Origin of the sequence: Flavobacterium algoris, from assembly GCF_048158525.1 — a bacterium.
In the GTDB taxonomy this organism is placed as follows: domain Bacteria; phylum Bacteroidota; class Bacteroidia; order Flavobacteriales; family Flavobacteriaceae; genus Flavobacterium; species Flavobacterium algoris.
In genome coordinates this window covers 26,414-53,228 of sequence record NZ_JBLNKT010000021.1, presented here as the reverse complement: position 1 = coordinate 53,228, position 26,815 = coordinate 26,414, and the positions used below count along the sequence as shown (strand labels likewise).

Annotated in this window: 20 protein-coding genes and 1 tRNA gene; 13 read left to right on the top strand and 8 right to left on the bottom strand. The window is 36.3% G+C overall.

The window, feature by feature from the left end; translation table 11 throughout:
• The first annotated feature begins 36 nt into the window (after nt 1–36).
• The 9 genes from ACM55I_RS11505 (at nt 37) to ACM55I_RS11465 (ending at nt 14,150) form a co-directional block, all read left to right on the top strand.
• Nucleotides 37–3,048: a SusC/RagA family TonB-linked outer membrane protein gene (locus tag ACM55I_RS11505; RefSeq protein ID WP_416846948.1), complete on the top strand. Its 3,012-nt coding sequence runs from the start codon at nt 37–39 to the stop codon at nt 3,046–3,048.
• An 18-nt stretch (nt 3,049–3,066) separates the two neighbouring features.
• Nucleotides 3,067–4,587 (top strand): RagB/SusD family nutrient uptake outer membrane protein, encoded by a 1,521-nt coding sequence (locus ACM55I_RS11500; RefSeq protein ID WP_416846947.1) that lies wholly within the window; start codon nt 3,067–3,069, stop codon nt 4,585–4,587.
• Nucleotides 4,588–4,666: 79 nt separating this feature from the next.
• Nucleotides 4,667–5,848, top strand: a complete 1,182-nt coding sequence (locus ACM55I_RS11495) for a glycoside hydrolase 5 family protein (RefSeq protein WP_416846946.1) — start codon at nt 4,667–4,669, stop codon at nt 5,846–5,848.
• Nucleotides 5,849–5,910: 62 nt separating this feature from the next.
• Nucleotides 5,911–6,966: a glycoside hydrolase family 43 protein gene (locus ACM55I_RS11490; RefSeq protein WP_416846945.1), complete on the top strand. Its 1,056-nt coding sequence runs from the start codon at nt 5,911–5,913 to the stop codon at nt 6,964–6,966.
• 3 nt (nt 6,967–6,969) lie between these two features.
• Nucleotides 6,970–8,721 carry an exo-alpha-sialidase gene (locus tag ACM55I_RS11485; RefSeq protein ID WP_416846944.1) on the top strand — a complete coding sequence of 584 codons (1,752 nt, stop codon included), beginning with the start codon at nt 6,970–6,972 and terminating at the stop codon, nt 8,719–8,721.
• A 191-nt stretch (nt 8,722–8,912) separates the two neighbouring features.
• Nucleotides 8,913–10,721, top strand: a complete 1,809-nt coding sequence (locus ACM55I_RS11480) for a glycoside hydrolase family 2 protein (RefSeq protein WP_416846942.1) — start codon at nt 8,913–8,915, stop codon at nt 10,719–10,721.
• Between the two features lie 148 nt (nt 10,722–10,869).
• Nucleotides 10,870–11,910 (top strand): glycoside hydrolase family 43 protein, encoded by a 1,041-nt coding sequence (locus tag ACM55I_RS11475; protein ID WP_416846940.1) that lies wholly within the window; start codon nt 10,870–10,872, stop codon nt 11,908–11,910.
• A gap of 32 nt (nt 11,911–11,942) precedes the next feature.
• The gene (locus ACM55I_RS11470) at nt 11,943–13,124 is read left to right on the top strand and encodes an aldose epimerase family protein (protein ID WP_416846939.1); all 1,182 of its coding nucleotides are present in this window, start codon (nt 11,943–11,945) and stop codon (nt 13,122–13,124) included.
• Between the two features lie 21 nt (nt 13,125–13,145).
• On the top strand, nt 13,146–14,150 hold the full coding sequence (locus tag ACM55I_RS11465; protein WP_416846937.1) for a glycoside hydrolase family 43 protein: 1,005 nt from the start codon (nt 13,146–13,148) through the stop codon (nt 14,148–14,150).
• Between the two features lie 65 nt (nt 14,151–14,215).
• On the opposite strand, the gene ACM55I_RS11460 is transcribed toward ACM55I_RS11465, so the two are convergent.
• Nucleotides 14,216–14,289, bottom strand: a tRNA-Ala gene (locus ACM55I_RS11460).
• A 126-nt stretch (nt 14,290–14,415) separates the two neighbouring features.
• Between ACM55I_RS11460 and ACM55I_RS11455 the strand changes: the two genes are divergently transcribed.
• The 3 genes from ACM55I_RS11455 (at nt 14,416) to ACM55I_RS11445 (ending at nt 16,847) form a co-directional block, all read left to right on the top strand.
• Entirely contained in the window at nt 14,416–15,183 is a 768-nt protein-coding gene (locus ACM55I_RS11455) for an enoyl-CoA hydratase/isomerase family protein (protein ID WP_416846936.1), read from the top strand.
• A 439-nt stretch (nt 15,184–15,622) separates the two neighbouring features.
• Nucleotides 15,623–16,087 carry a 6-pyruvoyl trahydropterin synthase family protein gene (locus ACM55I_RS11450; protein WP_416846934.1) on the top strand — a complete coding sequence of 155 codons (465 nt, stop codon included), beginning with the start codon at nt 15,623–15,625 and terminating at the stop codon, nt 16,085–16,087.
• Between the two features lie 4 nt (nt 16,088–16,091).
• Entirely contained in the window at nt 16,092–16,847 is a 756-nt protein-coding gene (locus ACM55I_RS11445) for a UDP-2,3-diacylglucosamine diphosphatase (protein WP_416846932.1), read from the top strand.
• A gap of 273 nt (nt 16,848–17,120) precedes the next feature.
• On the opposite strand, the gene ACM55I_RS11440 is transcribed toward ACM55I_RS11445, so the two are convergent.
• The 5 genes from ACM55I_RS11440 to ACM55I_RS11420 all read right to left on the bottom strand — a co-directional run bounded on the left by ACM55I_RS11440 (nt 17,121) and on the right by ACM55I_RS11420 (nt 22,374).
• A complete protein-coding gene (locus tag ACM55I_RS11440) occupies nt 17,121–18,392 on the bottom strand; it encodes an MFS transporter (RefSeq protein WP_416846931.1) in 1,272 nt (423 codons plus the stop codon).
• A 13-nt stretch (nt 18,393–18,405) separates the two neighbouring features.
• On the bottom strand, nt 18,406–20,094 hold the full coding sequence (gene recJ, locus ACM55I_RS11435; RefSeq protein WP_416846930.1) for a single-stranded-DNA-specific exonuclease RecJ: 1,689 nt from the start codon (nt 20,092–20,094) through the stop codon (nt 18,406–18,408).
• 115 nt (nt 20,095–20,209) lie between these two features.
• Nucleotides 20,210–20,554 carry a HopJ type III effector protein gene (locus tag ACM55I_RS11430; protein ID WP_416846929.1) on the bottom strand — a complete coding sequence of 115 codons (345 nt, stop codon included), beginning with the start codon at nt 20,552–20,554 and terminating at the stop codon, nt 20,210–20,212.
• Between the two features lie 7 nt (nt 20,555–20,561).
• Nucleotides 20,562–21,275: a 16S rRNA (cytidine(1402)-2'-O)-methyltransferase gene (gene rsmI / locus ACM55I_RS11425; protein WP_416846928.1), complete on the bottom strand. Its 714-nt coding sequence runs from the start codon at nt 21,273–21,275 to the stop codon at nt 20,562–20,564.
• A 133-nt stretch (nt 21,276–21,408) separates the two neighbouring features.
• Nucleotides 21,409–22,374 carry a hypothetical protein gene (locus ACM55I_RS11420; RefSeq protein WP_416846927.1) on the bottom strand — a complete coding sequence of 322 codons (966 nt, stop codon included), beginning with the start codon at nt 22,372–22,374 and terminating at the stop codon, nt 21,409–21,411.
• A gap of 196 nt (nt 22,375–22,570) precedes the next feature.
• Between ACM55I_RS11420 and ACM55I_RS11415 the strand changes: the two genes are divergently transcribed.
• The gene (locus tag ACM55I_RS11415) at nt 22,571–23,161 is read left to right on the top strand and encodes a thymidine kinase (protein ID WP_035669475.1); all 591 of its coding nucleotides are present in this window, start codon (nt 22,571–22,573) and stop codon (nt 23,159–23,161) included.
• Nucleotides 23,162–23,374: 213 nt separating this feature from the next.
• On the opposite strand, the gene rpoN is transcribed toward ACM55I_RS11415, so the two are convergent.
• Both rpoN and asnS read right to left on the bottom strand, forming a co-directional pair.
• The gene (gene rpoN / locus ACM55I_RS11410; protein WP_416846926.1) at nt 23,375–24,841 is read right to left on the bottom strand and encodes an RNA polymerase factor sigma-54; all 1,467 of its coding nucleotides are present in this window, start codon (nt 24,839–24,841) and stop codon (nt 23,375–23,377) included.
• Nucleotides 24,842–24,921: 80 nt separating this feature from the next.
• Nucleotides 24,922–26,358 (bottom strand): asparagine--tRNA ligase, encoded by a 1,437-nt coding sequence (gene asnS / locus ACM55I_RS11405; RefSeq protein WP_416846925.1) that lies wholly within the window; start codon nt 26,356–26,358, stop codon nt 24,922–24,924.
• Between the last annotated feature and the right edge of the window lie 457 nt (nt 26,359–26,815).

The window sequence follows — 26,815 nt, the reverse complement described above, 5'->3', positions numbered from 1 at the left end:
ACTAAATAAATTAAAACTATTTAAAATGAAAAACCAATGAAAACAAAAATCAACCAAATTTTAAAGAAGAGATATTGCCTCTTACTTTTTTTTAGCTTACTGCTACAAAAAGGGTATGCTCAAGAGCAAATTAAAATTACGGGAAAAATAACATCTGCTCTTCACGGAGATCCTGTTCCTTTTGCCAATGTTCTTGTAAAGAATACACAAAATGGTGCAGTGACAGATTTTGACGGAAATTTTTCTATTACTGCTAAATCCGATCAAACACTTATAGTTTCTTACCAAGGATACAAAACAAAAGAAATAGCTATAAAGAATCAGAAAACAATTAATATTTCAATCGAAGAAAGTGCAGTTGCTTTAGACGAAGTTGTACTTGTAGGTTACGGATCACAGCAAAAGAAAGATTTGACGGGAGCTATTTCTGTCGTTAAAGCCGATGAGATTCAGAAAAGACAAGTTACCACAGTTGCCGAAGGATTGCAAGGATTAGTAACGGGAGTTAAGGTTCGAGGTGGAGGAAGACCTGGACAAGAAGCTAATATCGAAATTCGTGGATTGAAAAATCTTCAAAATACAAACCCACTTTATGTAGTTGATGGGTTAATTACTACAGCTAACAGAGATTTTAATCCAAATGATATTGAAACAATTCAGGTTTTAAAAGATGCGTCCGCTGCTGCCATTTATGGTTCCAGAGCTGCTAACGGGGTAATTATTATCACGACTAAAAAAGGTAAAAAAGGTCCTTTGAAAATTGAAGTTTCTTCTAAAACGAGTATCACAAGTATGCCAAAATATGATTTAATGGGAACTGAAGAGTTTTCTAAATTCAATTTTCAAGCCTATGATAATGCAGGTATTCCGAGGCAAAACTTAAATCTTGGTGTTAACACAGATTGGCAAAAAGAAGTTTTTCAACAAGGGTTAATTCAGGATTATAACGCTAGTTTTTCTGGTGGAGGAGACAATTCGACTTTTTTTATGTCAACAAACTATCTTGGAAATGAAGGAACTATAAAATCTACCGGTTTTGACCGCGTTTCTTTTAGAGTGAACTCTAGCGGAAGTAAAGGGATTTTTAGCATTGGAGAGAACTTGGCTATCAGTAATTCAAAAACCGATGAAATGTCTGGGAATCCAATAATTGATGTTTATAGATTATTGCCTACGATACCGGTTTATGATGAAGATAATCCAGGAGGGTATGGTTATGGAAAACAAGGAGTCGCAAATACTTTTGGAACAAATCCAATTGCAATTGCAGATTTAATAAATGCTAAAAATCAAAATTTTAGAATTAGAGGAAACTTATGGTCTGAATTGAAATTGGCTTCTTTTTTAAAGTATCGTTTTAATTTTGGTTACGAAACAAGTTTTGATAGTTACAACTTTATTAGAAAACTGGGGAATTGGACTTTAAATCAGCCTTATGAGCAGTCATTTGCAAATCAAAATAAAGGTCGTTCACAAACTAAATTGTTTGAAAACACACTGACCTTTAAAAAAGAATTCGGGAAACATGATCTTTCGCTTTTAGTGGGTCAAACATTTCAAAAAGACAACTACGAGCAAATTTATGGAACCAAAAGAAATCTTTTAATTAATCCGGGAACAGGTCAATATTTTGATGTTTTGGATTTAGGAGATCAAGCAGAAGTTGGTGGATTTAGAAGCGAAGCTGCATTAGCTTCTTATTTGGGAAGACTGGAATACAATTATGATGATCGCTATTTATTTAATGCTGTTTTCAGACGTGACGGTTCTTCAAAATTTAGTGATGCCAATAAATGGGGTAATTTTCCTTCGGTTTCTTTAGGATGGAGATTGAGCAATGAATCTTTTTTTAATGTTGATTTTATAAGCGATTTAAAATTAAGAGCCAGTTATGGTGAATTAGGAAGTGGAAACATTGGTAACTATGAATACCAAGGTTTTATAAATAGATTTGGTGCTATTGTTCTTGGGGATGGTCAAACTTTATATCCATCAGCCACTCAAGTTAGATTAGCAAATGCTGAATTGCGTTGGGAAAAATTAAAACAAACCAATGTTGGAATGGATTTAGGAATGCTGAATAATTCTTTACGATTAACAGCAGATTATTTTGTTGCTCGCACAGAAGATGTGTTATTTGGATTTCCAATATTAATGACAACGGGTAATGACGGAGGAAATCCTATTTCAAATGCCGCAACTGTTGAAAATAAAGGATTTGAATTTGATTTAAGTTACAGCAAAAAAATAAATGATTTCTCTTTTAATGCCTCAGTAAATTTTACTAAACTAAACAATAAATTGATCTCTCTTGGTAACGGACAAAACGAAAGTATTCAAGGAAATACAATCACAAGAGCCGGAAATGCTGTAGGGATGTGGTATGTATTACAAACGGACGGATTATTTCAAAATCAAGAAGAAATTCAAAGTTATGTGAATTCTAATGGAACTGTAATTATGCCAAATGCAAAACCAGGTGATATTAGATTCAAAGACATTAATGATGATGGCGAAATTACGAATGAAGATAAAGCAATTGTAAGCAGTCCATGGCCAAAGTTTGAAATGGGATTCAATGCAGGAGCTTCTTACAAAGGGTTTGATTTCTCTATGAACTGGATAGGATCACACGGTGCTACGGTTTATAATGGATTTAGAAGTACGGTTGACCGTTTTGATGATGACAGTAATTACAGAACAGGAATTCAGCCTTGGACTCCTGAAAATCCAAATACTGATTTTCCTAGAATTGTAAAAGGGACTACATTGAATTCAAGAGGCGATAGTGATCGATTTTTAGAAAACGGCGATTTTATTCGACTAAAATACATTGGATTTGGATATAATCTACCTGAAAATCTTTTAAAGAAAGTAGGTTTAACAAACGCAAGATTCTCGTTATCTGCTCAAAACGTGATTACAATTACAAAATATTTAGGGTTAGATCCTGAATTTAGTAATGGTAATATTTTTGAAAGAGGTGCCGATATAGGTTCTTTTCCAAACCTGAAAACCTATTCATTTGGTATGGAGTTTAGTTTTTAATTTTTAAAAAAAAGCATAATGAAAAAAATATTTTTAATAACCGTAGTTTTTCTCTTATCCTTGTCTTCATGCGATAATGAGCTTGAACTTAGCAATCCAAATGCATTAACAACAGGTCAGTATTGGGCTACAGAAAGTGATGCACAAGCAGGAATAAATTCTGTTTATGCCATGTTTTACAAAGATGGTTTGTGGGCAAGATGGATTTATTTTCGTCTGGATCTAACATCCGATGAGGGCTTCAGCCAAAGTCCTTGGACAGAATTAGCAGACTGGACACGATTTAATTACATCAATTATAATTTTTGGGAAGGAAACAGCGTAACCTGGAGAGATACCTATAAAGCTATTTTCAGATGCAATCAGGTTCTTGCCAATGTTCCAAAAATCGAATTCAAAAATGAAGAAGATAAAAAGAAAATTTTAGCTGAAGCAAAATTTTTAAGAGCATTACACTATTATTATGCAGCCATACTTTGGGAAAATATTCCAATCGTTTTAGAGCCATCAACACCAAATGACCGTCCAGAGCAAAAAAATATCACGGAAGTTTGGGTTCAAATAGAAAAAGACTTAAATGATGCTTATGCTGATTTACCTACTGAATGGGCAGGGGATCAAACAGGAAGACCAGACAAAGGTGCTGCAAAAGGGATGCTTGCTAAAGTGTACATGCAACAACACAAATGGACAGAAGCTAAAACAGCTTTAGAATATTTAATTTCTGGTGCTGGAGCAAAATACAGTTTAGTCGCTAATTACAGAGATAACTTTACCGCTGTAAATGAAAACAACAGCGAATCTGTTTTTGAAATTCAGTTTGGAGACCAAAGAAAAGGCGGAACTGACGAAGGTCCAAGTGCTGCTGTTTCCAGTAACCGTGCTCAATTTTTTGCCCCAAGAAGTATCGGATGGTCAGACGGACAAGCAAGATTTTGGTTAGTAGACGCATTCAAAAAAGAAAAAAACAAAGACGGTGGTTTAGATATTCGATTAAAATACACTTTGTTTTATCCTGATTTATTAGCCGATTTTGGAGACAAAACATACAATAAAACTTGGCAATGGGGAGCAAATGAAGCTTGGTTCAGAAAAGGCAGTAGAGATTATTACAGAGATAATGAAGATTATTACAGTCAAGTAAACTATCGATTAATTCGCTATGCTGATATTTTATTGCGTTATGCGGAAGTCTTGAACGAAACAGGAAATACAGCTGGTGCCTACCAATATGTAGATAAAGTAAGAGCTCGTGTAAACATGGGGACTTTAGTAGCTGCGCATCCTGAAATTGGGAATGATAAAGCTAAATTCTTGGAACAATTAAAAATGGAACGCGTTTTAGAATTGGCTGGCGAAAGTGTTCGTTGGGAAGATTTAAAACGTTGGGGAGATTTAGACACTCAAGCTGCTGTGGATAAAATTTCATTGCGTGATCCTGATTTTAAAAACTTTAAGGTTGGTAAAAATCAAAGATTACCAATTCCTCAAGTTGAAGTTGATAATAACCCTAATTTAAGTCAACATCCGGAATACTAACTTTTAATTTTTTAGGGAATGACCGTAAAATCATTCCCTAAAAATTAACGCAGACTTGTTCAAATTAAGAAAATTTATAATGAAAAAAACGAAACTATATCTGGCATTTATGTTGGTAGGAATGCTATTACTTAGTTGTAACAGAGCCAAAACCAATTCAGAAGCAAATAATAAAAAAAATCAAGCAGAACAATCTGTAGATAAGAGAGAAATTTGGACTAAAGAACAGGCAAATTCATGGTATGCAAAACAGCCGTGGCTTGTAGGGTCTAATTATAACCCAAGTACAGCAATAAATCAACTGGAAATGTGGCAAAAGGAAACTTTTGATCCTAAAAGAATTGATCAAGAACTAGGTTGGGCTGAGCAAATAGGAATGAATACCATGCGTGTTTATTTGCACGATTTGTTACACAAGGATGATGCTAAAGGTCTTTATGAACGAATGAACACCTTTTTAGGAATTGCTGATAAACACCATATCAAAATTGTATTTGTTTTATTCGATTCGTGTTGGGATCCGTTTCCAAAATCGGGTAAACAACGCGACCCAAAACCCCATGTTCACAACTCCGGTTGGGTACAAAGTCCTGGTCAAAAAGCATTACAGGATGCAACACAATATCCTCGTTTAGAAAAATATGTAAAAGAAACCATAGCTGAATTTAAAGATGATAATCGTGTATTGGCTTGGGATGTTTGGAATGAGCCGGACAACATGACCGGACCATCATATGAAGCGGTAGAAATTAAAAATAAACCAGCATTGATATTGCCTCTTTTAGAAAAAGCATTTCAGTGGGCAAGATCAAGTAATCCATCACAGCCTTTGACTTCAGGAGTTTGGGTTGGCGATTGGAGCGATGAAACTAAAATGCAACCGATGCATAAACTGCAATTGGAACAATCGGATATTATTTCTTTTCACAATTATAATACACCAAAAGATTTTGAAAAAGTAATCAAACAATTGCAACGCTACGGAAAACCATTGCTATGTACCGAATATATGGCGCGTCCAAACGGAAGTACTTTTGAAGGGTTTTTACCGATAGCAAGAAAGTATAATGTAGGAATGATTAATTGGGGATTTGTTGATGGCAAAAGCCAAACGAAATACTCTTGGGACAGTTGGACTAAAAAATACAATTCGGAACCAAAATTATGGTTTCACGAAGTATTTCATACTGACGGTACGCCGTATAAAAAATCAGAAACAGATTTTATAAAAAAGATGACTTCTGAGGCTAATAATAAATAAAATAAGCTAAAAAAACTAACCCTATTTTGATTCCTTAAAATAGGGTTATAATACCAAAAAGAATGAAAAACAGAATCCTAAATATGCTTTTTTTAATTGCCGTTTTATTGTTAGAAACAGCATTATTTGCGCAGCAACCTAATCCGCCGGGACAAATACAAAACGGTTCAAAAGCGAAAAATGAAGCCTATTTGTTTGCGCACATGACGCATACGGATTATGGGAGGTTGTACTATTCAGTAAGTCTTGATGGCTTACATTGGACTAATTTAAACAATGGTAAAAGAGTTTTTCCGGAATATCAAGGACATCCGGATATTTGCAAAGGTCCGGACGGCAACTATTATATAGCAGGAAATACCAGCGATGAGTCACCAGAAATTAATATATGGGTTTCTGATGATTTGATTACTTGGAAAAAACACGCTGTTTATACGCCAGATTTAAAAAGCACTCCTGATTATTCAAACGCATTGCAAAGAATAGGCGCTCCAAAATTATATTACGACAAAGATTCCGCAAAGTTTATGCTAACCTGGCACACCCCTCACAAACAAGGGTCTAAAGAAGATCCAGAAGCCTATTGGGCAAGCCAAAGAACACTTTATGTGTTGTCAAAAGATTTAAAAACTTTTGAAGGGACTCCAAATCGATTGTTTGATTGGGACATGGGAACGATTGATGTCTTCATCAGAAAAGTGGGGGATTCCTATTATGCTATTCTAAAAGATGAAACCTACCCAACTTTATATTGGACAACGGGAAAAACTATTCGAATTGCTAAATCAAAATCGCTATTAGGACCTTACTCCTTGCCTCAAGAATCAATTAGTCCAAATTTTAGGGAAGCACCTATGCTAATCCCATCTCCCGACGATAAAATTTGGTATATGTATTACGAGCAATATCCTGGAGTTTCTTATGGATTATCAATTTCAGATAATTTAAACGGTCCTTGGTTTCAAGCATCGGGATACACTTTTTATAGCGACTGGGACAAATACAGTTTACCGGAAAAAGCAAGACATGGTTGTATGATTTCTATTTCTACAAAAGAGTATGATAGTTTGGTGCAAAAATTTGGTATAAACAAAACAGAATCGAATCCAAAAAAGTAAAAAATGAAAAAAATAAATCACGTATTTCTAGGACTTATTTTCATTCCATTACTTTCCTGTAGTGATTCTCCAAATGTGATTGATGAAAAACCAATTGTAGAAAATATTGCGTCCAAACCAGCTGTCGAAGGCATCAGAATTGCTTGGGACTACAACTCTTTAATTCAAGTTTCGGATAAAAACAGTATCGATTATAATGGATACGCCAGATTAGTGGAATTAAAGAACAAGAAATTAATCTGCACTTATGAATCCGGCGGAGCGATTTTAGTAAAAACGAGCAGTGATTTTGGCAACACTTGGAGCGAGTCCATTAAAGTGGTCTCTGGGAATGCTTTGGTGAATATGACTACTCCGGATATTTTACAATTAAAAGATAATTCTATTTTGATTTGTTATAATCCAAGACCAATTGTAGGAGGGAACGGCACCGAAAAATTTTCTATCAACACGATTAAAAGTTATGACGGAGGTTTGACTTGGAAAGAAAATCAAATCGTATATGAAGCCAGTTCTGATTTTGAAAATGGCTGTTGGGAACCTTCTGCGTTACAAATTCCAAGTGGCGAAATTCAATTGTTTTTTTCCAATGAAAATGTGTATCGCAATTCGAATGAGCAAAATATCTCTCTAATTCGTTCTTCGGATAATGGATTAACATGGTCAACAACACCAAAAATTGTAAGTTTCAGAGCCGGAAAAAGAGATGGAATGCCTTCTCCGATTCTATTAAAAAACCAAACAGAAATTGTTTTTTCTATTGAAGATAATGGCGTTGAGAATCAATTTAAACCCTATATAATCCGAAATTCTATTTCCGAAAACTGGAAACAACCAGTCGATGCAAATAGCAATAATAGAAATTATGCTTTGGAAGAAGTGCTGAGTAACGGAATTTATGCGGGCGCTCCGTATCTGTCACAAATCAGTACGGGAGAAGTTTTGATGTCTTATCAAGGAACCGAAAACAGATCGACAAATGATATTAATAATGCCGATATGAAAGTGGCTATTGGGACTAATGACGCTAAAAATTTTAATAGAAAATCTACTCCGTTTTTAATTTCCATCGGAAAATCAGCTTTGTGGAACAGTATTACAGTTTTGGATGATGATACCGTAGTTGCTTTAACCAGCACGAACCAATTTTCAAATTCTTCACAAATCTGGATGATAAAAGGGCATGTTTTACCTGAGATTAATGCAGCACAAGAAACAGCCGTAATAGACGGACTAAACAATGAAACGGTTTGGCAAAAAGAAAGCCCTGTTTTTATTGGTCAAAAAAGCAGCACTCAATTAGAAGCTAATTTTACGTATGATACCGAATTTCTATATGCCTTTGCCCAAGTAAAAGACAGCCAAATTGTAAGTACCGATGCTTTGACAGGAAGTGATGGTTTGAATTTGTATTTAGACCCTAAGAATAAAAATTTAATAGGTCCAGGAAGTTCCATTTTTAAACTAGAATTAGGACAGTCCACTATTTTTTCAATGTATGAGGGAGAAAACAGCAAATGGAAAAAATTAGAGGGTTCACAAGGAGTTGTAACAATTACAGTCAAAACTACAAATGGGTATCGAATAGAAGCCAAAATTCCCTGGATAGTATTAGGCGGAATGCCTGCAAAACAAACCAGAATGGGTTGCAATATAGAACTTAGGGAAAAAGGAGCAAATAGTTATATAGAAGGTATTGCAACCAATATAAATGATAAACCGTATTCTTGGTCCACCTTAAAGTTGGCTAATTAATAGATAAAGAAATGTAAAAAACCAGTGAATTTTTAATGGTTAAAGAATTCACATAAAGGTGGTTGATTAGGTTAGTTTTTTTGGGAATTACCAGACTATTCTAAATAGTCTGGTAATTTATTTAGTAACAGAAATAGAAAAATAGCACATCAATTTTAGTGATGCGTGCTCATAAAATAAAATAAATACAGATGAAAAAAAATGCAACAGTAATTCTCTTTTTATGCTTAGGATTGTCACTATCCGCACAATGGAAACCCGCTGGAGAAAAAATCAAAACAGAATGGGCAAATAAAGTAGATCCTAATCATGTGCTTCCTGAATATCCTCGTCCTATAATGGAACGCAAGGAATGGAAAAACCTAAACGGATTATGGAACTACGCTATTCAAGAAGTTGGGAAATCAGCTCCTGCAAAATATGATGGCCAAATTTTAGTACCATTTGCAGTAGAATCCAGTTTGTCTGGCGTGATGAAAGAAGTTGGCGCTAAAAATGAGCTTTGGTATGACACGAGTTTTACCATAGAATCGAATTGGAAAGGTCAGAATATTTTACTGCATTTTGGTGCAGTCGACTGGAAAACCGAAGTGTGGTTGAATGGCGTTAAAATAGGTTCCCATACTGGCGGTTATACTCCATTTTCTTTTGATATAACGCCTTTTATAACTGGAAAAAGGCAGCAATTAACGGTAAAAGTTTGGGATCCTTCAAATGATGGGCCTCAGCCAAGAGGAAAACAAGTAAAAAGCCCGGAAGGAATCTGGTACACGCCGGTTACGGGAATTTGGCAGACAGTTTGGATCGAACCTGTAAATAAAAAGAACATTACAACGATTAGAACCACTCCAAATGTTGATCAGAATGTGATTAATATAAAACCCGAAGTTACAGGAGCGAGTTATGGAGATGTAATAGAAGTAACGGTTTATGAGGATTCAAAAACAATTGCAACCGGAAAAGCTTCCGTTGGAGAAAATTTAGAAATTGTTTTAAATAATTCAAAATTATGGTCGCCAGAATTTCCTTTTTTATACAAAACCAATGTGAAATTGATTAGCAACGGGAAAGTTGTAGACCAAGTAAAAAGTTATTTTGCCATGCGAAAAATTGGATCTAAAAGAGATGCAAATGGCGTCCTTAGAATGCAATTAAACAACAAGGACTATTTCCAGTATGGCCCATTGGATCAAGGTTGGTGGCCAGACGGATTGTATACCGCACCTACTGACGAAGCTTTAAAATATGATATTGTTAAGACCAAAGAATTAGGGTTTAATATGATTCGTAAGCATGTCAAAGTAGAATCAGATCGTTGGTATACGCATTGTGATGAACTGGGAATTTTGGTATGGCAAGATATGCCAAGTGGTGACGAACAACCTTTATGGCAAAATAAAAAATATTTTGAAGGTACTGAATTGCAAAGAACTCCGAAATCGGAAGAAATTTATAAAAAAGAATGGAAAGAGATTATGGACCATTTGTATTCTTATCCAAGTATTGTAGTTTGGGTACCTTTTAATGAGGCTTGGGGACAATTCAAAACGGTTGAAATTACGGAGTGGACCAAGAATCACGATCCAAGTAGATTAGTCAATTCATCCAGTGGAGGAAATCATTTTCAAACAGGCGACATTTTGGATTTACACAATTATCCCGGACCGGAATTGTATCTTTATGATGCGCGTAGAGTTACCGTTTTAGGCGAATATGGTGGAATTGGATTGCCTTTGGAAGGTCATTTGTGGAGAGCAAACGACAATTGGGGGTATATCAAGTTCAAAAACGCTACCGAAGTAACCAATGAGTATATTAAGTATGCCAATGAGCTGAAAAAATTAGTTAAAACTGGATTTTCTGCGGCAGTTTATACCCAAACAACGGATGTAGAAGGCGAAGTAAATGGATTTATGACGTATGACAGAAAAGTAGACAAAATGGATTTCCAAAAAGTTAGCGCTATTAACAAAGAGGTTATTGATGCTCTAAATCATTAATCGAGTAGGGTATTTGCTTTTAAAATCTGCGTAAATCTACAAGGTCTGCGTGAAAATTTCGACAAGCAGATTCGGCAGATTTTGTAAAATTTAAATATTTCAAAAAAATAAAAGTGAATGCCCTGTTAATCAAACTAAAATAATTGAAATGAAAAAATATTTAATACTGATTGTACTTATAATTGTTTCGGGTTGTCATTCGGAAACCTATTCACAAGAAGAAACGTTTACAAATCCTATTTTACCATCCGGTGCGGATCCTTATAGCACGTATTACAAAGGATATTATTATTACACCCATACCTTGCAAAATCGGTTGGTTTTATGGAAAACAAAAAGTTTAGCCGATTTAAAAAATGCAGAGAGCAGAACCATTTGGACAGCGCCAAAAGACACAGACTATTCCGGAGATATTTGGGCACCAGAATTTCATATTATCAATGGCAAGTGGTACGTATACTTTGCCGCCGACAATGGAGATAATGCTACCCACAGAATGTATGTTTTAGAAAATAAATCAGATGACCCTTTTCAGGGGAAATGGGAATTTAAAGGAAAAATAGCCGCAAAAACTGATAAATGGGCCATTGATGGAAATGTATTCTCGTATAAAAATAGTCTTTACATGATTTGGGCAGGATGGGAAGGAGAAACTAACGGACAGCAGAATATCTATATCGCAAAAATGAAAAATCCTTGTGAGATAGAAGGCGATCGGGTTTTGATTTCATCACCGACTTTCGATTGGGAAACGCACGGTGCTTTAAACGACCCGAATAATCCGTCTCAGGTAAATGTCAATGAAGGACCTCAGTTTTTGATGCACGATAACAATGTATTTATTGTGTTTTCGGCAAGCGGTTGCTGGACTGATTTTTATGCTTTGGGTTTGTTGCATTTTCAAGGAAATGGAGATTTACTCGATGCTTCTTCTTGGGTAAAATCAGAAAAACCATTATTCCAACAATCTGTAAAAAACCAAGTTTTTGCTCCCGGACACAATTCGTTTTTCAAATCACCAAACGGAAAAGAAGACTGGATTTTGTACCATGCCAACTCTAATCCCGGAGAAGGTTGTGGGAATAAAAGAGCGCCAAGGATGCAAAAAATAAACTGGGATTCGAATGGATTTCCAGTATTTGGGGAACCTGTTAGTGAAGGAACGAAATTAGAAATTCCTGCCGAATAGTTTTTTATTAAAACGATATAAAATTTAAAAAAATGAAAAAAATTCAGATTTACGCAGTTATTATTCTTGCTGTATTTGAGGTTTCTTGCAAAGAAAATAAAAACAATAATTCAACTCAAAAAGAAATGAATCAAGAAACAACTACTGATTCGGCTCAGATTTTTTTAGAAAATAAAAATTTTGAAGCTGTAATAGATAATAAAAATACGCACTTATATTGGATTGAAAATACCGGTTTAAAAGCGGCTTTCACCAATTACGGAGGACGATTAGTAGGATTGTGGTTAGCTGACAAAAACGGGAAGCTAACGGATGTTGTGGTTGGAATGAACAGCGTTACCGGATTTCAAAAATCGACAGAACCTTATTTTGGAGCCACCATTGGCAGAGTTGGAAATCGAATCGCTAAAGGAAAATTTACCTTGGAAGGAAAAGAATACAATGTTCCTTTAAATAATGGTAAAAATGCGCTGCATGGCGGGAAAAAAGGCTTTCAGGATGTGGTGTGGAATGCGGAGAAAACGGACGAACATACTTTAGTTTTAACTTATAAATCTCCTGATATGGAACAAGGATTCCCGGGTAATCTGCAAGTAAAAGTAACGTACACCATTACGGCTGATAAAACCTTAAAAATGGAATACGAAGCGACCACTGATAAAACAACGATTGTTAATTTGACCAATCATGCTTTTTTTAATTTAAATGGGGAAGGCAGCGGGACCATTTTGAACCATGAATTACAACTCTTTGCCAATAAATACACGCCGGTAGATGAAGGTTTAATTCCAACTGGAAAATTAGAAGATGTTGCCCAAACACCTTTCGATTTTCTTGAAACGCATACTATTGGAGAACGTATTCAGGCTAATAACGAGCAATTAAAATTCGGAAAAGGATACGACCATAATTATGTCCTAAACGGAACTATCAAAAACGGAATCAATCATGCCGCAACCATCACCGGAGACAAATCGGGGATTTCTATGGGTATTTATACTGCTGAACCTGGGATTCAGTTTTACAGCGGGAATTTTATGCAAGGTCAAAACACGTTCAAATCAGGAGCAAAAGATGATTTTAGAACGGCATTCGCTTTAGAAACACAACACTTTCCGGATGCGCCCAATCAACCTAATTTCCCATCCATTACTTTAAAACCAGGAAAAAAATACCAAACGGTTTCGTATTATCAATTTTCAATTCGTAAATAAATGAATTCTAAACCAACTCAAATGAATTTTATATACACCATTCTATTTATAGGACTAAGTTTAAATTCATGTTCACAACAAAAAGAAGAAGAAACCAAAATAACACCTCCACCTGCTGTTGTATTAAAAGATATTTTTCTGGCTGACCCTACCATTTTTTATAATGAAGGCACCTATTACTTGTATGGAACAACTACTGGAAACAGCCCGCTAAACGGAGAAGGATTTCAAGTCTATACTTCTTCTGATCAAAAAAACTGGAAAGGACCCGTGGGTGCTCAAGGTGGTCTTGCACTTAAAAAAGGAGATGTATTTGGTTCGCAAGGATTTTGGGCTCCACAAATATTGAAGTATAACAATCAGTTTTACATGATGTATACAGCCAATGAAAATATTGCTGTTGCAACAAGTGATAGTCCGCTTGGACCTTTCAGAAGTGTATCTAAAGAACCATTAGCTGCTCCAGTCAAGCAAATTGATCCTTTTGTTTTTATAGATGATGATGGTAAAAAATATTTGTATCACGTTAGACTTACGAATGGTAACAGAATTTTTGTAGCCGAATTAAACGATGATCTTTTAAGTATAAAACCAGAAACACTTACAGAATGTATCGCTGCAGAATTGCAATGGGAAAACACACAAAATGGGAACTGGCCAGTTGCCGAAGGGCCTACAGTATTGAAAAAAGACGGTTTGTATTATTTAATCTATTCGGCAAATGATTTTAGAAATCCGGATTATGCCGTAGGATATGCAACTAGTAAAAGTCCATTAGGCCCTTGGAAAAAATCAACAACAAGCCCCATTATTTCCCGAAATTTAATTGGACAAAACGGAACCGGTCACGGCGATTTATTTTTAGACAAAGACAACCAATTGCAGTATGTTTTTCATACGCATTTCAATGCTACAAACGAAGCACCTAGAAAAGTAGCAATTATCGAAATGAATTTTGTTGAAAAAGAAAATGAATTACAATTGGAGGTAAAAAAAGAAAGCTTTCGATTTTTAAAGAAAAATTAGCAGAAAGATTATTAAACTAAAAAACCGTAAATTCTTAATTAAAAGATTTTACGGTTTTTGTTTTGTGGAGAATACCGGATTCGAACCGGTCACCTCTTGCCTGCCAGGCAAGCACTCTAGCCAAATGAGCTAATCCCCCAACTAGATCGCAAATATAAGATATTAATAAAGCAAAAAGCAAATTTCAAAAAGACAAATCCATACTATTTGAAAAAAAAGCCAAAGCATCCTTTACTTTTTTTAACTTTACATCAAAATAGGTGCTATGGTAACAGAAATTCCAACAGGTTCGCTCATCACAACAATCGAAAATAAAATCGCAACACTTGAATTTGGTCATTCGGCGAGCAATTCCTTTCCAAGAGAATTGCTAGACCGCCTAACAAATGAATTCAATAGTTTGAGCACTAATCCTACTGTTTCGGTGATTGTTGTAAAAAGCGAAGGTACGGGTGCTTTTTGTGCCGGAGCTTCGTTTGATGAACTTTTGGCGGTTTCTAGTCAAGAAGAAGGAACCAGATTCTTCTCGGGATTTGCACATTTAATTAATGCCATGAGAAATTGCTCCAAACTAATTGTTGGTCGCATTCAGGGCAAAGCAGTTGGAGGAGGAGTGGGCATTGCTTCGGCTTGCGATTACACTTTGGCAACTAAAAATGCTTCCATCAAATTATCGGAATTTGCGATAGGCATTGGACCCTTTGTAATAGAACCCGTAGTTTCCAGAAAAATGGGAAAAATGGCAATGGCCGAAATGACATTGGCAGCGCACGAATGGAAAACGGCAGACTGGGCAAAAGACAAGGGTTTGTACGCCAATACTTTCGAAACTATTCAAGAACTTGATAGTGCTGTAGCTGATTTTAGTACAAAATTATCGAGCTACAATCCAGAAGCATTAGCCGAAATGAAAAAAGTCTTGTGGGAAGGAACCCAAGATTGGGAAACACTATTACTGGAGCGTGCTGAGATTTCGGGAAGATTAGTGTTGTCCGATTTTACCAAAAAGGCATTGTCTCAATTCAAAAAATAATTTTTTCAGGATTTATTCTGAATTTATTTCAGAAGCTATTTCCTGCTGTCCGCTATATCTATTATGGCGAACACCGCCACAATAGGATGCCGCTTCCATCAGGGCTAGACCTCGGTGGAATTTAGATGCGTTTTATTCGAATTAATTTTAGGTTTTATTTTTAGTTGCATTAGAAATGTTTTGAAACAATGATAATATAATTTAAAACAGTAAGGGAAATAAGTTCATTTGATCTAAATCCATTGTGCTAAAAACTTAAATGAACTTATATCCCTTATGTGGTTAACAAAATCAATCTGCTTTCTAATTAGCTAAGTTTTTGTGCGTCGTTGCATATCTCTTGCGAAACGATGAAATAATTTCTTTAAAGCGTTTGCCCCACATTTACATCTCATTTCTCATATCAATTTGCTAAATTTGCAATCAAAATTAAACTCCGATGAGCAATATCAGAATTACAAAACAATTTGGTTTCGAAACCGGTCACGCTTTATATGGTTATGACGGGAAATGTAAAAATGTTCACGGGCATAGTTATAAATTGTCAGTAACCGTAATAGGGCAGCCAATCGAAAACCGTAACGACGTAAAATTTGGAATGGTAATCGATTTTTCTGATTTGAAGAAAATTGTAAAAGAAGAAATTGTAGATCAATTTGACCATGCAACGGTTTTTAACGAAACAACTCCTCATATTGAATTGGCAAACGAATTGAAAAATCGCGGACATCATGTTATTTTGGTAGATTATCAGCCAACGAGCGAGAATATGGTAGTCGATTTTTCTCAAAGAATTAGGAGAAGATTACCGGAAGGAATTAAACTTTTCTCGTTAAAATTGCAAGAAACGGAATCTTCTTTTGCCGAATGGTTTGCCAGTGATAATGTGAACTCTATATTGTAGCTTCATGCAATTACCAAATAACAAAAAAATATATTTCGCCTCCGATCAGCATTTTGGAGCACCAACACCAGAATTGAGTTTTCCAAGAGAACAAAAATTTGTGGCTTGGCTTGATGTGGTTAAAAAAGATGCGGAAGCTATTTTTTTAGTAGGTGATTTATTTGATTTTTGGTTCGAATATAAAACTGTGGTTCCCAAAGGATTTATTCGTGTTTTAGGCAAACTGGCCGAAATTCGAGACAGCGGAATCCCTATTTATTTCTTTGTGGGAAACCATGATTTATGGATGGAAGATTATTTCCAGAAAGAATTGAATATTCCGGTGTATCATGACAATCAAGAATATACTTTTGGAGATAAAACATTCTTAGTGGGGCATGGAGACGGAAAAGGTCCTGGCGACTTGGGGTACAAACGAATGAAAAAAGTATTTACAAATCCATTCTCCAAATGGCTTTTTAGATGGCTTCATCCGGATATTGGAGTTGGTTTGGCACAATATCTTTCGGTAAAAAACAAATTGATTTCGGGTGATGAAGATGTGACCTTTCTTGGCGAAGACAACGAATGGTTGATTCTCTATTCCAAAAGAAAACTGGAAACCAAACACTACAATTACCTTGTTTTTGGACACCGTCATTTACCTATGAAAGTAACAGTTGGAGAAAATTCCGAATATGTGAATCTGGGTGACTGGATTACTTATTTTACCTATGGTGTTTTTGATGGAGAGACTTTCGAAATCAAAAAGTATCAATAAATTTTCAAGTATTTTATCGGCGTAGATTTTTTCATCCTCAATTCATTCCCACACCACACAAATAACCATCCAAATTCATTTTAAACAAGGTGCCTTCCACCAAATCTTTTACGGAATTTAATTCTTTCATGGAAACGGTAATAATTTGTGGTATTTGTTTTAAGTTCGCAATCGGCACTGCATTTATTTAGTATATTGTATGCAAGACTTAAAAACATGGAATTCATGCTTTGTAAAATAAAAGCCCGTATATAAGTGTTTTGAGAAGCTCTTTTAATCACCTTTTTCATGTTCGTCAATATCCTTTTGCAAGTCCAGTTTTCTAAAGGCTGGCGAGAATATTCCCGTTCCAAGCACTATCAAAAGAGTCATGCTTCCTCCAAAAACAACTGAAGTTACCGTTCCCATAAGTTTTGCTGTCAATCCGCTTTCAAAAGCACCCAATTCATTGGAAGAACCCACAAAGATAGAATTCACTGCCGAAACTCGGCCTCGCATGTGATCCGGTGTTTTCAATTGCAAAATAGTCTGACGGATCACCACCGAAATTCCATCAACAGCACCGCTAAAAAATAATGCCAATACAGACAACCAGAAAATAGTGGAAAGTCCAAAAACAATAATGCATACTCCAAAGGCAAAAATGGCTGACAAAAGTTTTATTCCTGCATTTTTATTCATGGGCACATAGGCTGAAATAATCAATGTTAAAAATGAACCAACCGCTGGAGCGGCGCGCAACACACCAAAACCTTCGGGACCCACTTTTAAAATATCCTGGGCAAAAATGGGTAACAACGCTACCGCTCCGCCAAAAAGAACTGCCGCCATATCCAGCGATAGAGCTCCTAAAACGGTTTTGTTAGTGAAAACAAATTTCACGCCTTCTTTCAAGCTTTCCATAATGGGTTCCCCAATTTTTGGATTCAAAATAGGTTTAGCGGCTATTTGAGACAAAGCAATTAAAGAAAAAATAGAACATAAAAAAACGGAACACATCGACCAGTGAACACCAATTAAAGTAATAGAAAAACCCGCAACTGCAGGTCCTAAAACAGCACCTATTTGCCAAACCGAGCTGCTCCAAGTAGCAGCATTTGGATATACTTTTTTCGGAACGATTAAGGATAAAAGGGAAAATATGGTTGGACCAAGAAAAGAGCGTACAATTCCCCCCAGAAAAACCAGAAAATAAATACCGTATAAAATTACTTTTGTAGAATACCCGCTTACAATTGGTGGCCACGTTAACATAAATAACCCAAAACTGATTGCCGAAAAACCCAAAATACACTTGAAAAGAAGTCCTTTTTTCTCCTTTTGATCTACAATGTGTCCTGCAAATAAGGCCATGGCAACAGCAGGAATTATTTCCATTAATCCAATGATTCCCAGTGAAAGTGGGTTTTTGGTCAAACTATATACTTGCCATTCAATAACAATAAACTGCATGGACCACGCAAAAACCATGGCAAAACGTAATAATAAAAAGGTGTTGAATTCTTTATAACGCAAGGCTGCGTAGGGATCGTGTGTTTTTTTCATTTTGTTAACCTAATTATTTAATATCTCTTAATCGCAATTGCAAACTTACATTTCCTTTCCATTCATTTTCATCAATCGAATAAACCATTTCAAAGGGTTGTCCGTTTTTAGTAGTTTCTAATTTTGTGCCTAAGCCAAAGCCAATCGCGGCAATACCTTCGGAATTATTTTGTTTTACAAACAGTTTTAAATGCTCGTCTTCTTGTCCCATTGGCTTTCCGTAACCGGTATCTTTTACATTTTTGGTCAGGAAAACGGGTGTCATGTTTTGGGGTCCAAAAGGCTCAAATTGTTTTAGAATCCGAATCAGTTTTGGAGTGATATCGGCAAAATCAATTTCAGCATCAACTGAAATTTCCGGAGTCAGCATATCAGGATGAATGGTTTTTTGTACTTCTTTTTCGAAAGCATCCTTGAAAAGTGGGTAGTTTTCTGCTGCTAAAGTCATTCCGGCAGCATACATGTGACCACCAAATTGCTCCAAATGTTCCGCACAGGCTTCGAGTGCATTATAGACATCAAATCCTTTTACAGAGCGAGCCGAAGCTGCGTATTTATCGCCACTTTTGGTAAAAACCAAGGTCGGACGATAATAGGTTTCGATCAAGCGTGAAGCGACAATCCCAATGACTCCTTTGTGCCAATCCTCTTGAAAAACTACCGAACTGAATCGCTCTTTTTCCTGATTGTCTTCAATTTGCGAAAGCGCTTCTTTGGTAATTTGTTTGTCTAATTCTTTTCGATCCGAATTGTATTTTTCGATTTCAGAGGCAAATTGTTGTGCTTGTTCAAAATTAAATTCGGTCAATAATTCCACGGCGTGATTGCCATGTTTGATGCGTCCGGCAGCATTAATCCTTGGCGCGATGATAAAAACAACATCGGTAATATCTAAGGTTTGTTTTTTTACTTGGTGAATCAAAGCTTTGATTCCGGGTCTTGGTTCAGTGTTGATTACTTGCAATCCAAAATAAGCCAACACTCTGTTTTCTCCGGTCATTGGTACAATATCAGCGGCAATTGCAGCCGCCACTAAATCCAAATAGGGAAATAAGTCTTCGATGGTTTCCTCACGCTTTTGGCCTAAAGCCTGAATCAATTTGAAACCAATGCCGCAACCGCACAATTCATCATACGGATAGTTGCAATCATCCCGTTTTGGGTCAAGAATCGCAACGGCTTCGGGTAAATTTTTTCCGGGTCTGTGGTGATCACAAATGATAAAATCAATGTTTCGCTCTTTGGCGTAAGCCACATGATCGATAGATTTTATACCACAATCCAAAGCAATGATAAGCGAAAATCCATTGTCATCGGCAAAGTCAATTCCTTTAAAGGAAATTCCGTATCCTTCATCATAACGATCCGGAATGTAGGTCGCAACATTAGGGTAATAGGTTCTTAAATACGAAGAAACAAGCGAAACGGCTGTAGTTCCATCGACATCATAATCACCGAAAACAAGAATATTTTCCTGTTTTTCAATCGCTTTTTCGATACGTTCTACCGCCTTTTCCATATCTTTCATCAAGTATGGATTGTGTAAATCATCTAAACTGGGACGAAAAAAACGTTTGGCATCTTCAAAAGTTTCAATGCCACGTTGCACTAATAGGGTGGCCACAAAATCTTCCACATTCAAAGCTTGAGCGAGATGTTTCACGGTATCTTCGGAAGGTTTTGATTTAATGGTCCAACGCATGTTGATTTGGGATTATAAGATTTTCAGTAAGGATTTTGCCAAGTCGAGCGCAGTCGAGACACATCAATTGGTCTCGACTGCGCTCGACCTGACACCAAATAGTAACTTTTATTTTTTATTTTGAAACTAAAGCTTCACCTTCAAATTGAATTCCGTTCCATCCTGTTTTCATAAAGTTACGGATGTTTTGATGATCCGTTCCTTCTAGATTTTTCAAAACATCGTCATAATAATAGGCTCCAAAACACGCTAATGTTTCTGCTTCGGTTAAGTTTTGCAATTGGGCAAAAGCAAATAATTTGCAAGAACCCGAATTTTCTCCTGCGGCATTGATTTGAGAACCGTTCTGAAAGTTGGTTGGAGTGAAAATATAGTTTTCTTCAATGGTAGCAATGGTGTCCGTAAATGCGATTGCTTCCGGAGTTTGTTTTAGTTTTTCTAAGTAAGATGTTAGGCTCATATTTATATTATTCTTCTGATGAAAATTTTGATTTTTTAGGTTCTTTGGTAATTGTTTTTCCACTGATTACCACGACAATTTCGCCTCTTGGGGCTGTTTTTTCAAAATGGGCGATAACTTCTTGGACTGTTCCACGAATGTTTTCTTCGTGCATTTTTGATAATTCCCGTGAAACCGATATTTGTCGGTCTTCGCCAAAATAGGTAATGAACTCCGCTAAAGTTTTTACTAATTTATGTGGGGAAACATACAAAATCATCGTTCTGGTTTCTTCTGCCAAAGCTAAATATCGGGTTTGTCTCCCTTTTTTGTCAGGCAAGAATCCTTCAAAAACAAACTTGTCATTGGGTAAACCGCTATTGACTAATGCGGGAACGAAAGCCGTTGCACCAGGCAAACATTCGACATCAATTCCATTTTCGACACAAGCGCGGGTTAATAAAAAACCAGGATCAGAAATGGCAGGTGTTCCCGCATCCGAAATCAGAGCAATATTTTCTCCGGCTTTCAATCTCGAAATTAAATTTTCAATGGTTTTGTGTTCGTTGTGCATGTGGTGGCTGTACATGTGCGTGCCGATTTCAAAATGCTTTAACAATTTTCCGCTGGTTCGCGTGTCTTCGGCGAGAATCAAATCGACTTCTTTAAGAATCCGAATCGCTCGAAAAGTCATGTCTTCGAGATTGCCAATAGGCGTGGGAACGATATATAATTTTGACATAATTAAAAAATTAAACACATCCCGAATTTTCGAGATAAGAAATAAAACGGAATGAATTTTAAACTTAAAATTCATTCCGTTTTTTATTATTTTGTTTTTGTTCAAAGGAACACTCAGAACAATTCAAACGGAATTACAAGAATTTTTTCTCGATAATATCCATAAATCGTTCCTCGTAATCTTGTTTCCCTTCCCAGTTATTATAATCTGGTTTTACCATTTCCTGAATAAAATCTCTGGTTTCGTAGAATGTATCAAACGTGATTAATTGATTTAAAACACGATTGTAATCCTCACTGCTGTTGCCAAAAAGGTGTTTTGTAAATGCAATGCGATCATTCAAATCAATATTGATGTTTTTCGCTAATTTTTCGTTTAAGGAAGCTGTTTTTGGCTCCACCGGTTCCGGTTTTACTTCTTCAATGGTGTCCAATTGTTTTTCTTCGAAATCAATAGCAATGACAGTAGGAATGTTTTCAAGCGAATGCACTTTTACAAACTGGGGATCCCTATAATTTCCGCCTAATAAATCTTCGAAAGAAATTTGGATTGCTTCCGGTTTCTTTGGTGTTTCTATTTTCGCTACTTCCACTTCCACTTCCTCTTCTTCCACTTCCTCTGATAATTCGAAAGCAGGAAGGAATGGAGGAGTTTCTGGTGCGGTTATTTTTTCTTCAATTGCGGCTTCTTCCTCAGTAACTATTTCTTCTTCAATTACAGGTTCTTCTGCAGCAACTATTTCTTCTTTTTCCTCTAAAGGCGTTTCGATAGTCTCCTCCAGAATTATTTCATCAGGAACAATAGTCGCAATTGGTTGAAATAATCCGGTTTTTTCAGTTGTAATTTCTTCAACCGCTGTTTTAGTTTCGGGTTGTACCGTTTCTTTTTGGTCAAAAACTTCTTCAATTTTTTTCTCTATTTCCGCAATTCCAATAGTTGGTTTTGCGGCACTAAAATGCTCGTCTACAAATCGCAAGACAGAAAGTTTTTCATACAGTTTCTGTGTTTCCAGATATAATTGATTGATATCAGATTTATTTTTTAGTTGTAATATTCTGTGTGCAATGCTGATTAAATCGGCTTCCAATTTTTTTTTCATAACTTTGAAATTATAGTGTTTTAGGCGGGTCTTTTTCAATAAGTTCCTTCCTGGGTTTTATTTAGCATAAGGAAGAAGTAACCTTTAATAAAAATGTCATACTTTTGAAACGGTGTAAAAGTATAAAATTTTAAGTGGGTTTTATCTGGTACAAAGTAATAAAAACTATTCATTTTTTAAGTCAGAAAAATACAAAATGTTTCTCGAAAATACAGTAAATCATAAAGAACAATTTGGTTGGATTGAAGTCATTTGTGGCTCCATGTTTTCGGGAAAAACCGAAGAACTTATCCGTCGTTTGAAAAGAGCGCAGTTTGCCAAGCAAAAAGTTGAAATTTTTAAACCAGAAATTGATACACGCTATCATGACGATATGGTAGTTTCGCATGATGCCAACGAAATCCGTTCCACACCCGTTCCTGCTGCTGCAAATATTGCTATTTTGGCGCAAGGTTGCGATGTGGTGGGAATTGACGAAGCACAATTTTTTGATGACGAAATCGTTAAAATTTGTAATGATTTGGCAAACCAAGGAATCCGAGTAATTGTTGCCGGATTGGATATGGATTTCAAAGGAAATCCTTTTGGTCCAATGCCTGCATTAATGGCCACAGCCGAATATGTGACCAAAGTGCACGCCGTATGCACCCGCACCGGAAATCTGGCTAATTACAGTTTCCGTAAAACCGATAATGACAAACTCGTCATGTTAGGCGAAACCGAAGAATACGAACCGTTGAGCCGTGCCGCCTATTATCACGCGATGCGGAAAGATCAGGATAAGTAAATCCTCTCCCCAACCCTCTCCAAAGGAGAGGGAGGCGAAACTGGATTAAAATATAAAACCCTTTCAGAGTTTAGAACTATGAAAGGGTTTGTCTTTTTATAGAAACATTGTTTTTTGGATTGCTTTAAAAAAAAACTGCACAATAAATATGTAATCCATAATCCATAATGTTTTATTTAACAACACTAAATCTTAAATCGTTAATCAACAATCTTACATCTTCTTTCTCATTCTCGCTACCGGAATATCGAGTTGTTCCCTGTATTTTGCAATCGTTCTTCTCGCAATTGGATAGCCTTTTTCTTTAAGAATTTCGGCTAATTGATCGTCTGGAAGTGGTTTTTTCTTGTCTTCTTCCTCAATCGTATTCTGAAGAATTTTCTTGATTTCAAGCGTAGAAACATCTTCTCCTTGATCGTTTTTCATCGATTCAGAAAAGAATTCTTTGATCAGTTTAGTACCATAAGGGGTTTCCACATATTTGCTGTTGGCCACACGCGAAACGGTTGAAATATCTAGACCTACCATATCAGCAATGTCTTTTAGAATCATCGGTTTCAACTTGGTTTCATCACCATCGAGGAAATATTCCTCCTGATAATGCATAATGGCATTCATGGTTACAAAAAGCGTTTCTTGGCGTTGGCGTATCGCATCAATAAACCATTTAGCCGAATCCAATTTTTGCTTGATAAATTGTACCGCATCTTTTTGCTGCGCTGATTTATCACGGGAATCCTTATACGTTTGCATCATTTCCTGATAATCTTTGGAAACATGCAGGGAAGGAGCATTTCTTCCGTTTAAGGTCAGTTCGAGTTCGCCGTCCACAATTCGGATAGCAAAATCAGGAACTACATTTTCGGTAACTTTATTGTTTCCGGTAAAAGAACCACCTGGTTTTGGATTCAATTTTTCTATCTCGTGAATGGCTTTTTTAAGCTGCTCATTCGAAACATTGTATTTTTGAATTAATTTATCGTAATGTTTTTTGGTAAACGCATCAAATTGATTTTCGATAATATCGGTGGCTAATGCTACGTATTCCGTTGGTGTTTTGTGTTTCAATTGCAACAACAAACATTCCTGTAAATCTCTTGCTCCCACGCCCGAAGGTTCCAGTTCATGAATGACCTGCAACATTTTATCCACCATCTTCTCATCGGTATAAATGCCTTGGGTAAACGCCATATCGTCCACCATATCAGGCACGCTGCGGCGGATATAACCCATATCATCGATGCTACCTACCAAGAATTCGGCAATTTCACGCTCTTCATCATTCAGGATGAACGTATTCAACTGATTGATTAAATCCTGATGAAAACTTACAGGAGCCGCGAAAGGTGTTTCGCGATCATCATCATCGTCACTGTAATTATTGGCCTGTGTTTTATAATCTGGTGTTTCGTCGTTACTTAAATATTCATCTATGTTAATGTCTTCGGCATCAATTCGTTCCGATTCGGCATCATCATAATCGTCATAATCTTCGTTTTCGAACTCATCTTTCTCATAATCCTCTTCCTCTTTTCCAGTTTCCAGCGCTGGATTTTCGTTCATTTCTTCCAATAAACGTTGTTCGAAAGCTTGCGTAGGCAATTGAATTAACTTCATCAACTGGATTTGTTGAGGAGATAATTTCTGGGATAATTTTAAATTTAAGAATTGCTTTAACATTACGTTTAATCGTTTATTTGTTTAATCGTTTATTCGGGATGATCGGTTAAACTAATAAACGATTAACCGAATAAATTTTTTTAGAATTCCGCATTCATTGGGGTTCTTGGAAAAGGAATTACGTCACGAATGTTTGTCATTCCAGTTACAAACAATACCAATCTTTCGAATCCAAGTCCAAAACCAGAGTGAACCGCTGAACCAAATCTTCTAGTATCAAGATACCACCACAATTCTTCTTCGTCAATTCCTAAGGCTTTCATTTTTTCGACCAAAACATCAAAACGTTCTTCTCTTTGCGAACCTCCTACGATTTCTCCAATTCCAGGGAAAAGGATATCCATCGCGCGAACTGTTTTCCCGTCTTCGTTCAAACGCATGTAAAATGCTTTGATATTGGCCGGATAATCAAACAAGATTACTGGACATTTAAAGTGTTTTTCCACTAAATAACGCTCGTGTTCCGATTGTAAATCAGCACCCCATTCGTTGATGATATAGTTGAATTTTTTCTTTTTATTTGGCGTAGACTCTCTTAAAATATCAATTGCTTCGGTGTACGAAACACGTTTGAAATTGTTTTCCAAAACAAAGTTCAATTTTTCCAAAAGAGGCATTTCGCTTCTCTCCGCAACCGGTTTTGATTTCTCTTCATCCAATAAACGTCCTTCCAGGAATTTCAAATCCTCCGGACATTTGTCCATGGTATATTTGATTACATGCTGAATAAAATCTTCGGCTAGATCCATATTGTCATTCAAATCATTGAAAGCCACTTCTGGCTCAATCATCCAAAATTCCGCAAGGTGACGCGAAGTATTTGAGTTTTCGGCTCTGAATGTGGGCCCAAAAGTATAAATCTGACCTAAAGCCATTGCAAAAGTTTCTCCTTCCAATTGTCCCGAAACCGTAAGGTTCGTTTCTTTCCCGAAGAAATCTTCCTTATAATTCACTTTTCCGTCTTCCGTTCTTGGCGTCCCGTCAAATGGCAAAGCAGTAACTTTGAACATTTCACCGGCACCTTCCGCGTCCGATCCCGTGATGATTGGCGTATTCACGTACACAAAACCTTTCTCTTGAAAATAACTATGAACGGCAAACGACAATACGGAGCGTACGCGCATAATCGCACCAAACATATTAGTACGAACTCTTAAATGCGCATTTTCACGCAAGAAATCCAAGCTTGGTTTGTTCTTAGGTTGTATCGGGAATTTCTCCGCATCCGAATCTCCAAGGATTTCTAGTTTTATCACCTGAATTTCAAATTTTTGCCCAGCACCTTTACTTTCCACTAAAGTTCCAGTTACAGATATGGCTGCTCCGGTCGTAATTCTCTTTAAAGTTTCGTCTGGCGTGTTCTCAAAATCGACAACACATTGTATATTATCAATGGTCGAACCATCGTTTAAGGCAATAAATTGATTGTTTCTAAAAGTTCTCACCCATCCTTTTGCATTAACTTCGTGAAGCGTCGTGGTACTGTTTAGTAAGTCTTTAACTTTTGTATGTCTCATTTTAAGTATATAATTGATATTGAAAATTGTAACCGAAGTGCAAATATAAAGGATTTGTTTTAAAAGTCATTGCGAGAAATTGGGTAATCAGGAGCTATTTCCCGCTATCCGCTATATCTTTTACTTTTTAAAGAAAAAAGTAAAAGGATGCCGCTGCTATCGGGGCTAAACGAATGGATAGATTTGGTGTTTCAGGAAATATTTTTTTTGAATATTTTGCAGGGTTTTTTAATCTCGCAACTGAGTTCGGTTATTGTTTTATCCCGTAGATTATTTGCGTGAGCAAATACCTATTGGTAGAAATAATATACGATTCATTTCTTTTGTCCCGTTAGGGACTATATTATAGCCTAAATTGGTTTAGTCCCTGACGGGACAAATGATTGGATTCTGGATGTTGTTACCAATATGTAGTACCTAACGGTACAAATAGAATGCTTAATAATTTCTAGTTACC

Excerpts from the sequence above, each read along its gene's own strand:
- ACM55I_RS11505 (WP_416846948.1), top strand. The coding sequence starts at position 37 with ATGAAAACAAAAATCAACCAAATTTTAAAGAAGAGATATTGCCTCTTA.
- ACM55I_RS11500 (WP_416846947.1), top strand. The coding sequence starts at position 3,067 with ATGAAAAAAATATTTTTAATAACCGTAGTTTTTCTCTTATCCTTGTCT.
- ACM55I_RS11495 (WP_416846946.1), top strand. The coding sequence starts at position 4,667 with ATGAAAAAAACGAAACTATATCTGGCATTTATGTTGGTAGGAATGCTA.
- ACM55I_RS11490 (WP_416846945.1), top strand. The coding sequence starts at position 5,911 with ATGAAAAACAGAATCCTAAATATGCTTTTTTTAATTGCCGTTTTATTG.
- ACM55I_RS11485 (WP_416846944.1), top strand. The coding sequence starts at position 6,970 with ATGAAAAAAATAAATCACGTATTTCTAGGACTTATTTTCATTCCATTA.
- ACM55I_RS11480 (WP_416846942.1), top strand. The coding sequence starts at position 8,913 with ATGAAAAAAAATGCAACAGTAATTCTCTTTTTATGCTTAGGATTGTCA.
- ACM55I_RS11475 (WP_416846940.1), top strand. The coding sequence starts at position 10,870 with ATGAAAAAATATTTAATACTGATTGTACTTATAATTGTTTCGGGTTGT.
- ACM55I_RS11470 (WP_416846939.1), top strand. The coding sequence starts at position 11,943 with ATGAAAAAAATTCAGATTTACGCAGTTATTATTCTTGCTGTATTTGAG.
- ACM55I_RS11465 (WP_416846937.1), top strand. The coding sequence starts at position 13,146 with ATGAATTTTATATACACCATTCTATTTATAGGACTAAGTTTAAATTCA.
- ACM55I_RS11455 (WP_416846936.1), top strand. The coding sequence starts at position 14,416 with ATGGTAACAGAAATTCCAACAGGTTCGCTCATCACAACAATCGAAAAT.
- ACM55I_RS11450 (WP_416846934.1), top strand. The coding sequence starts at position 15,623 with ATGAGCAATATCAGAATTACAAAACAATTTGGTTTCGAAACCGGTCAC.
- ACM55I_RS11445 (WP_416846932.1), top strand. The coding sequence starts at position 16,092 with ATGCAATTACCAAATAACAAAAAAATATATTTCGCCTCCGATCAGCAT.
- ACM55I_RS11440 (WP_416846931.1), bottom strand. The coding sequence starts at position 18,392 with ATGAAAAAAACACACGATCCCTACGCAGCCTTGCGTTATAAAGAATTC.
- recJ (WP_416846930.1), bottom strand. The coding sequence starts at position 20,094 with ATGCGTTGGACCATTAAATCAAAACCTTCCGAAGATACCGTGAAACAT.
- ACM55I_RS11430 (WP_416846929.1), bottom strand. The coding sequence starts at position 20,554 with ATGAGCCTAACATCTTACTTAGAAAAACTAAAACAAACTCCGGAAGCA.
- rsmI (WP_416846928.1), bottom strand. The coding sequence starts at position 21,275 with ATGTCAAAATTATATATCGTTCCCACGCCTATTGGCAATCTCGAAGAC.
- ACM55I_RS11420 (WP_416846927.1), bottom strand. The coding sequence starts at position 22,374 with ATGAAAAAAAAATTGGAAGCCGATTTAATCAGCATTGCACACAGAATA.
- ACM55I_RS11415 (WP_035669475.1), top strand. The coding sequence starts at position 22,571 with ATGTTTCTCGAAAATACAGTAAATCATAAAGAACAATTTGGTTGGATT.
- rpoN (WP_416846926.1), bottom strand. The coding sequence starts at position 24,841 with ATGTTAAAGCAATTCTTAAATTTAAAATTATCCCAGAAATTATCTCCT.
- asnS (WP_416846925.1), bottom strand. The coding sequence starts at position 26,358 with ATGAGACATACAAAAGTTAAAGACTTACTAAACAGTACCACGACGCTT.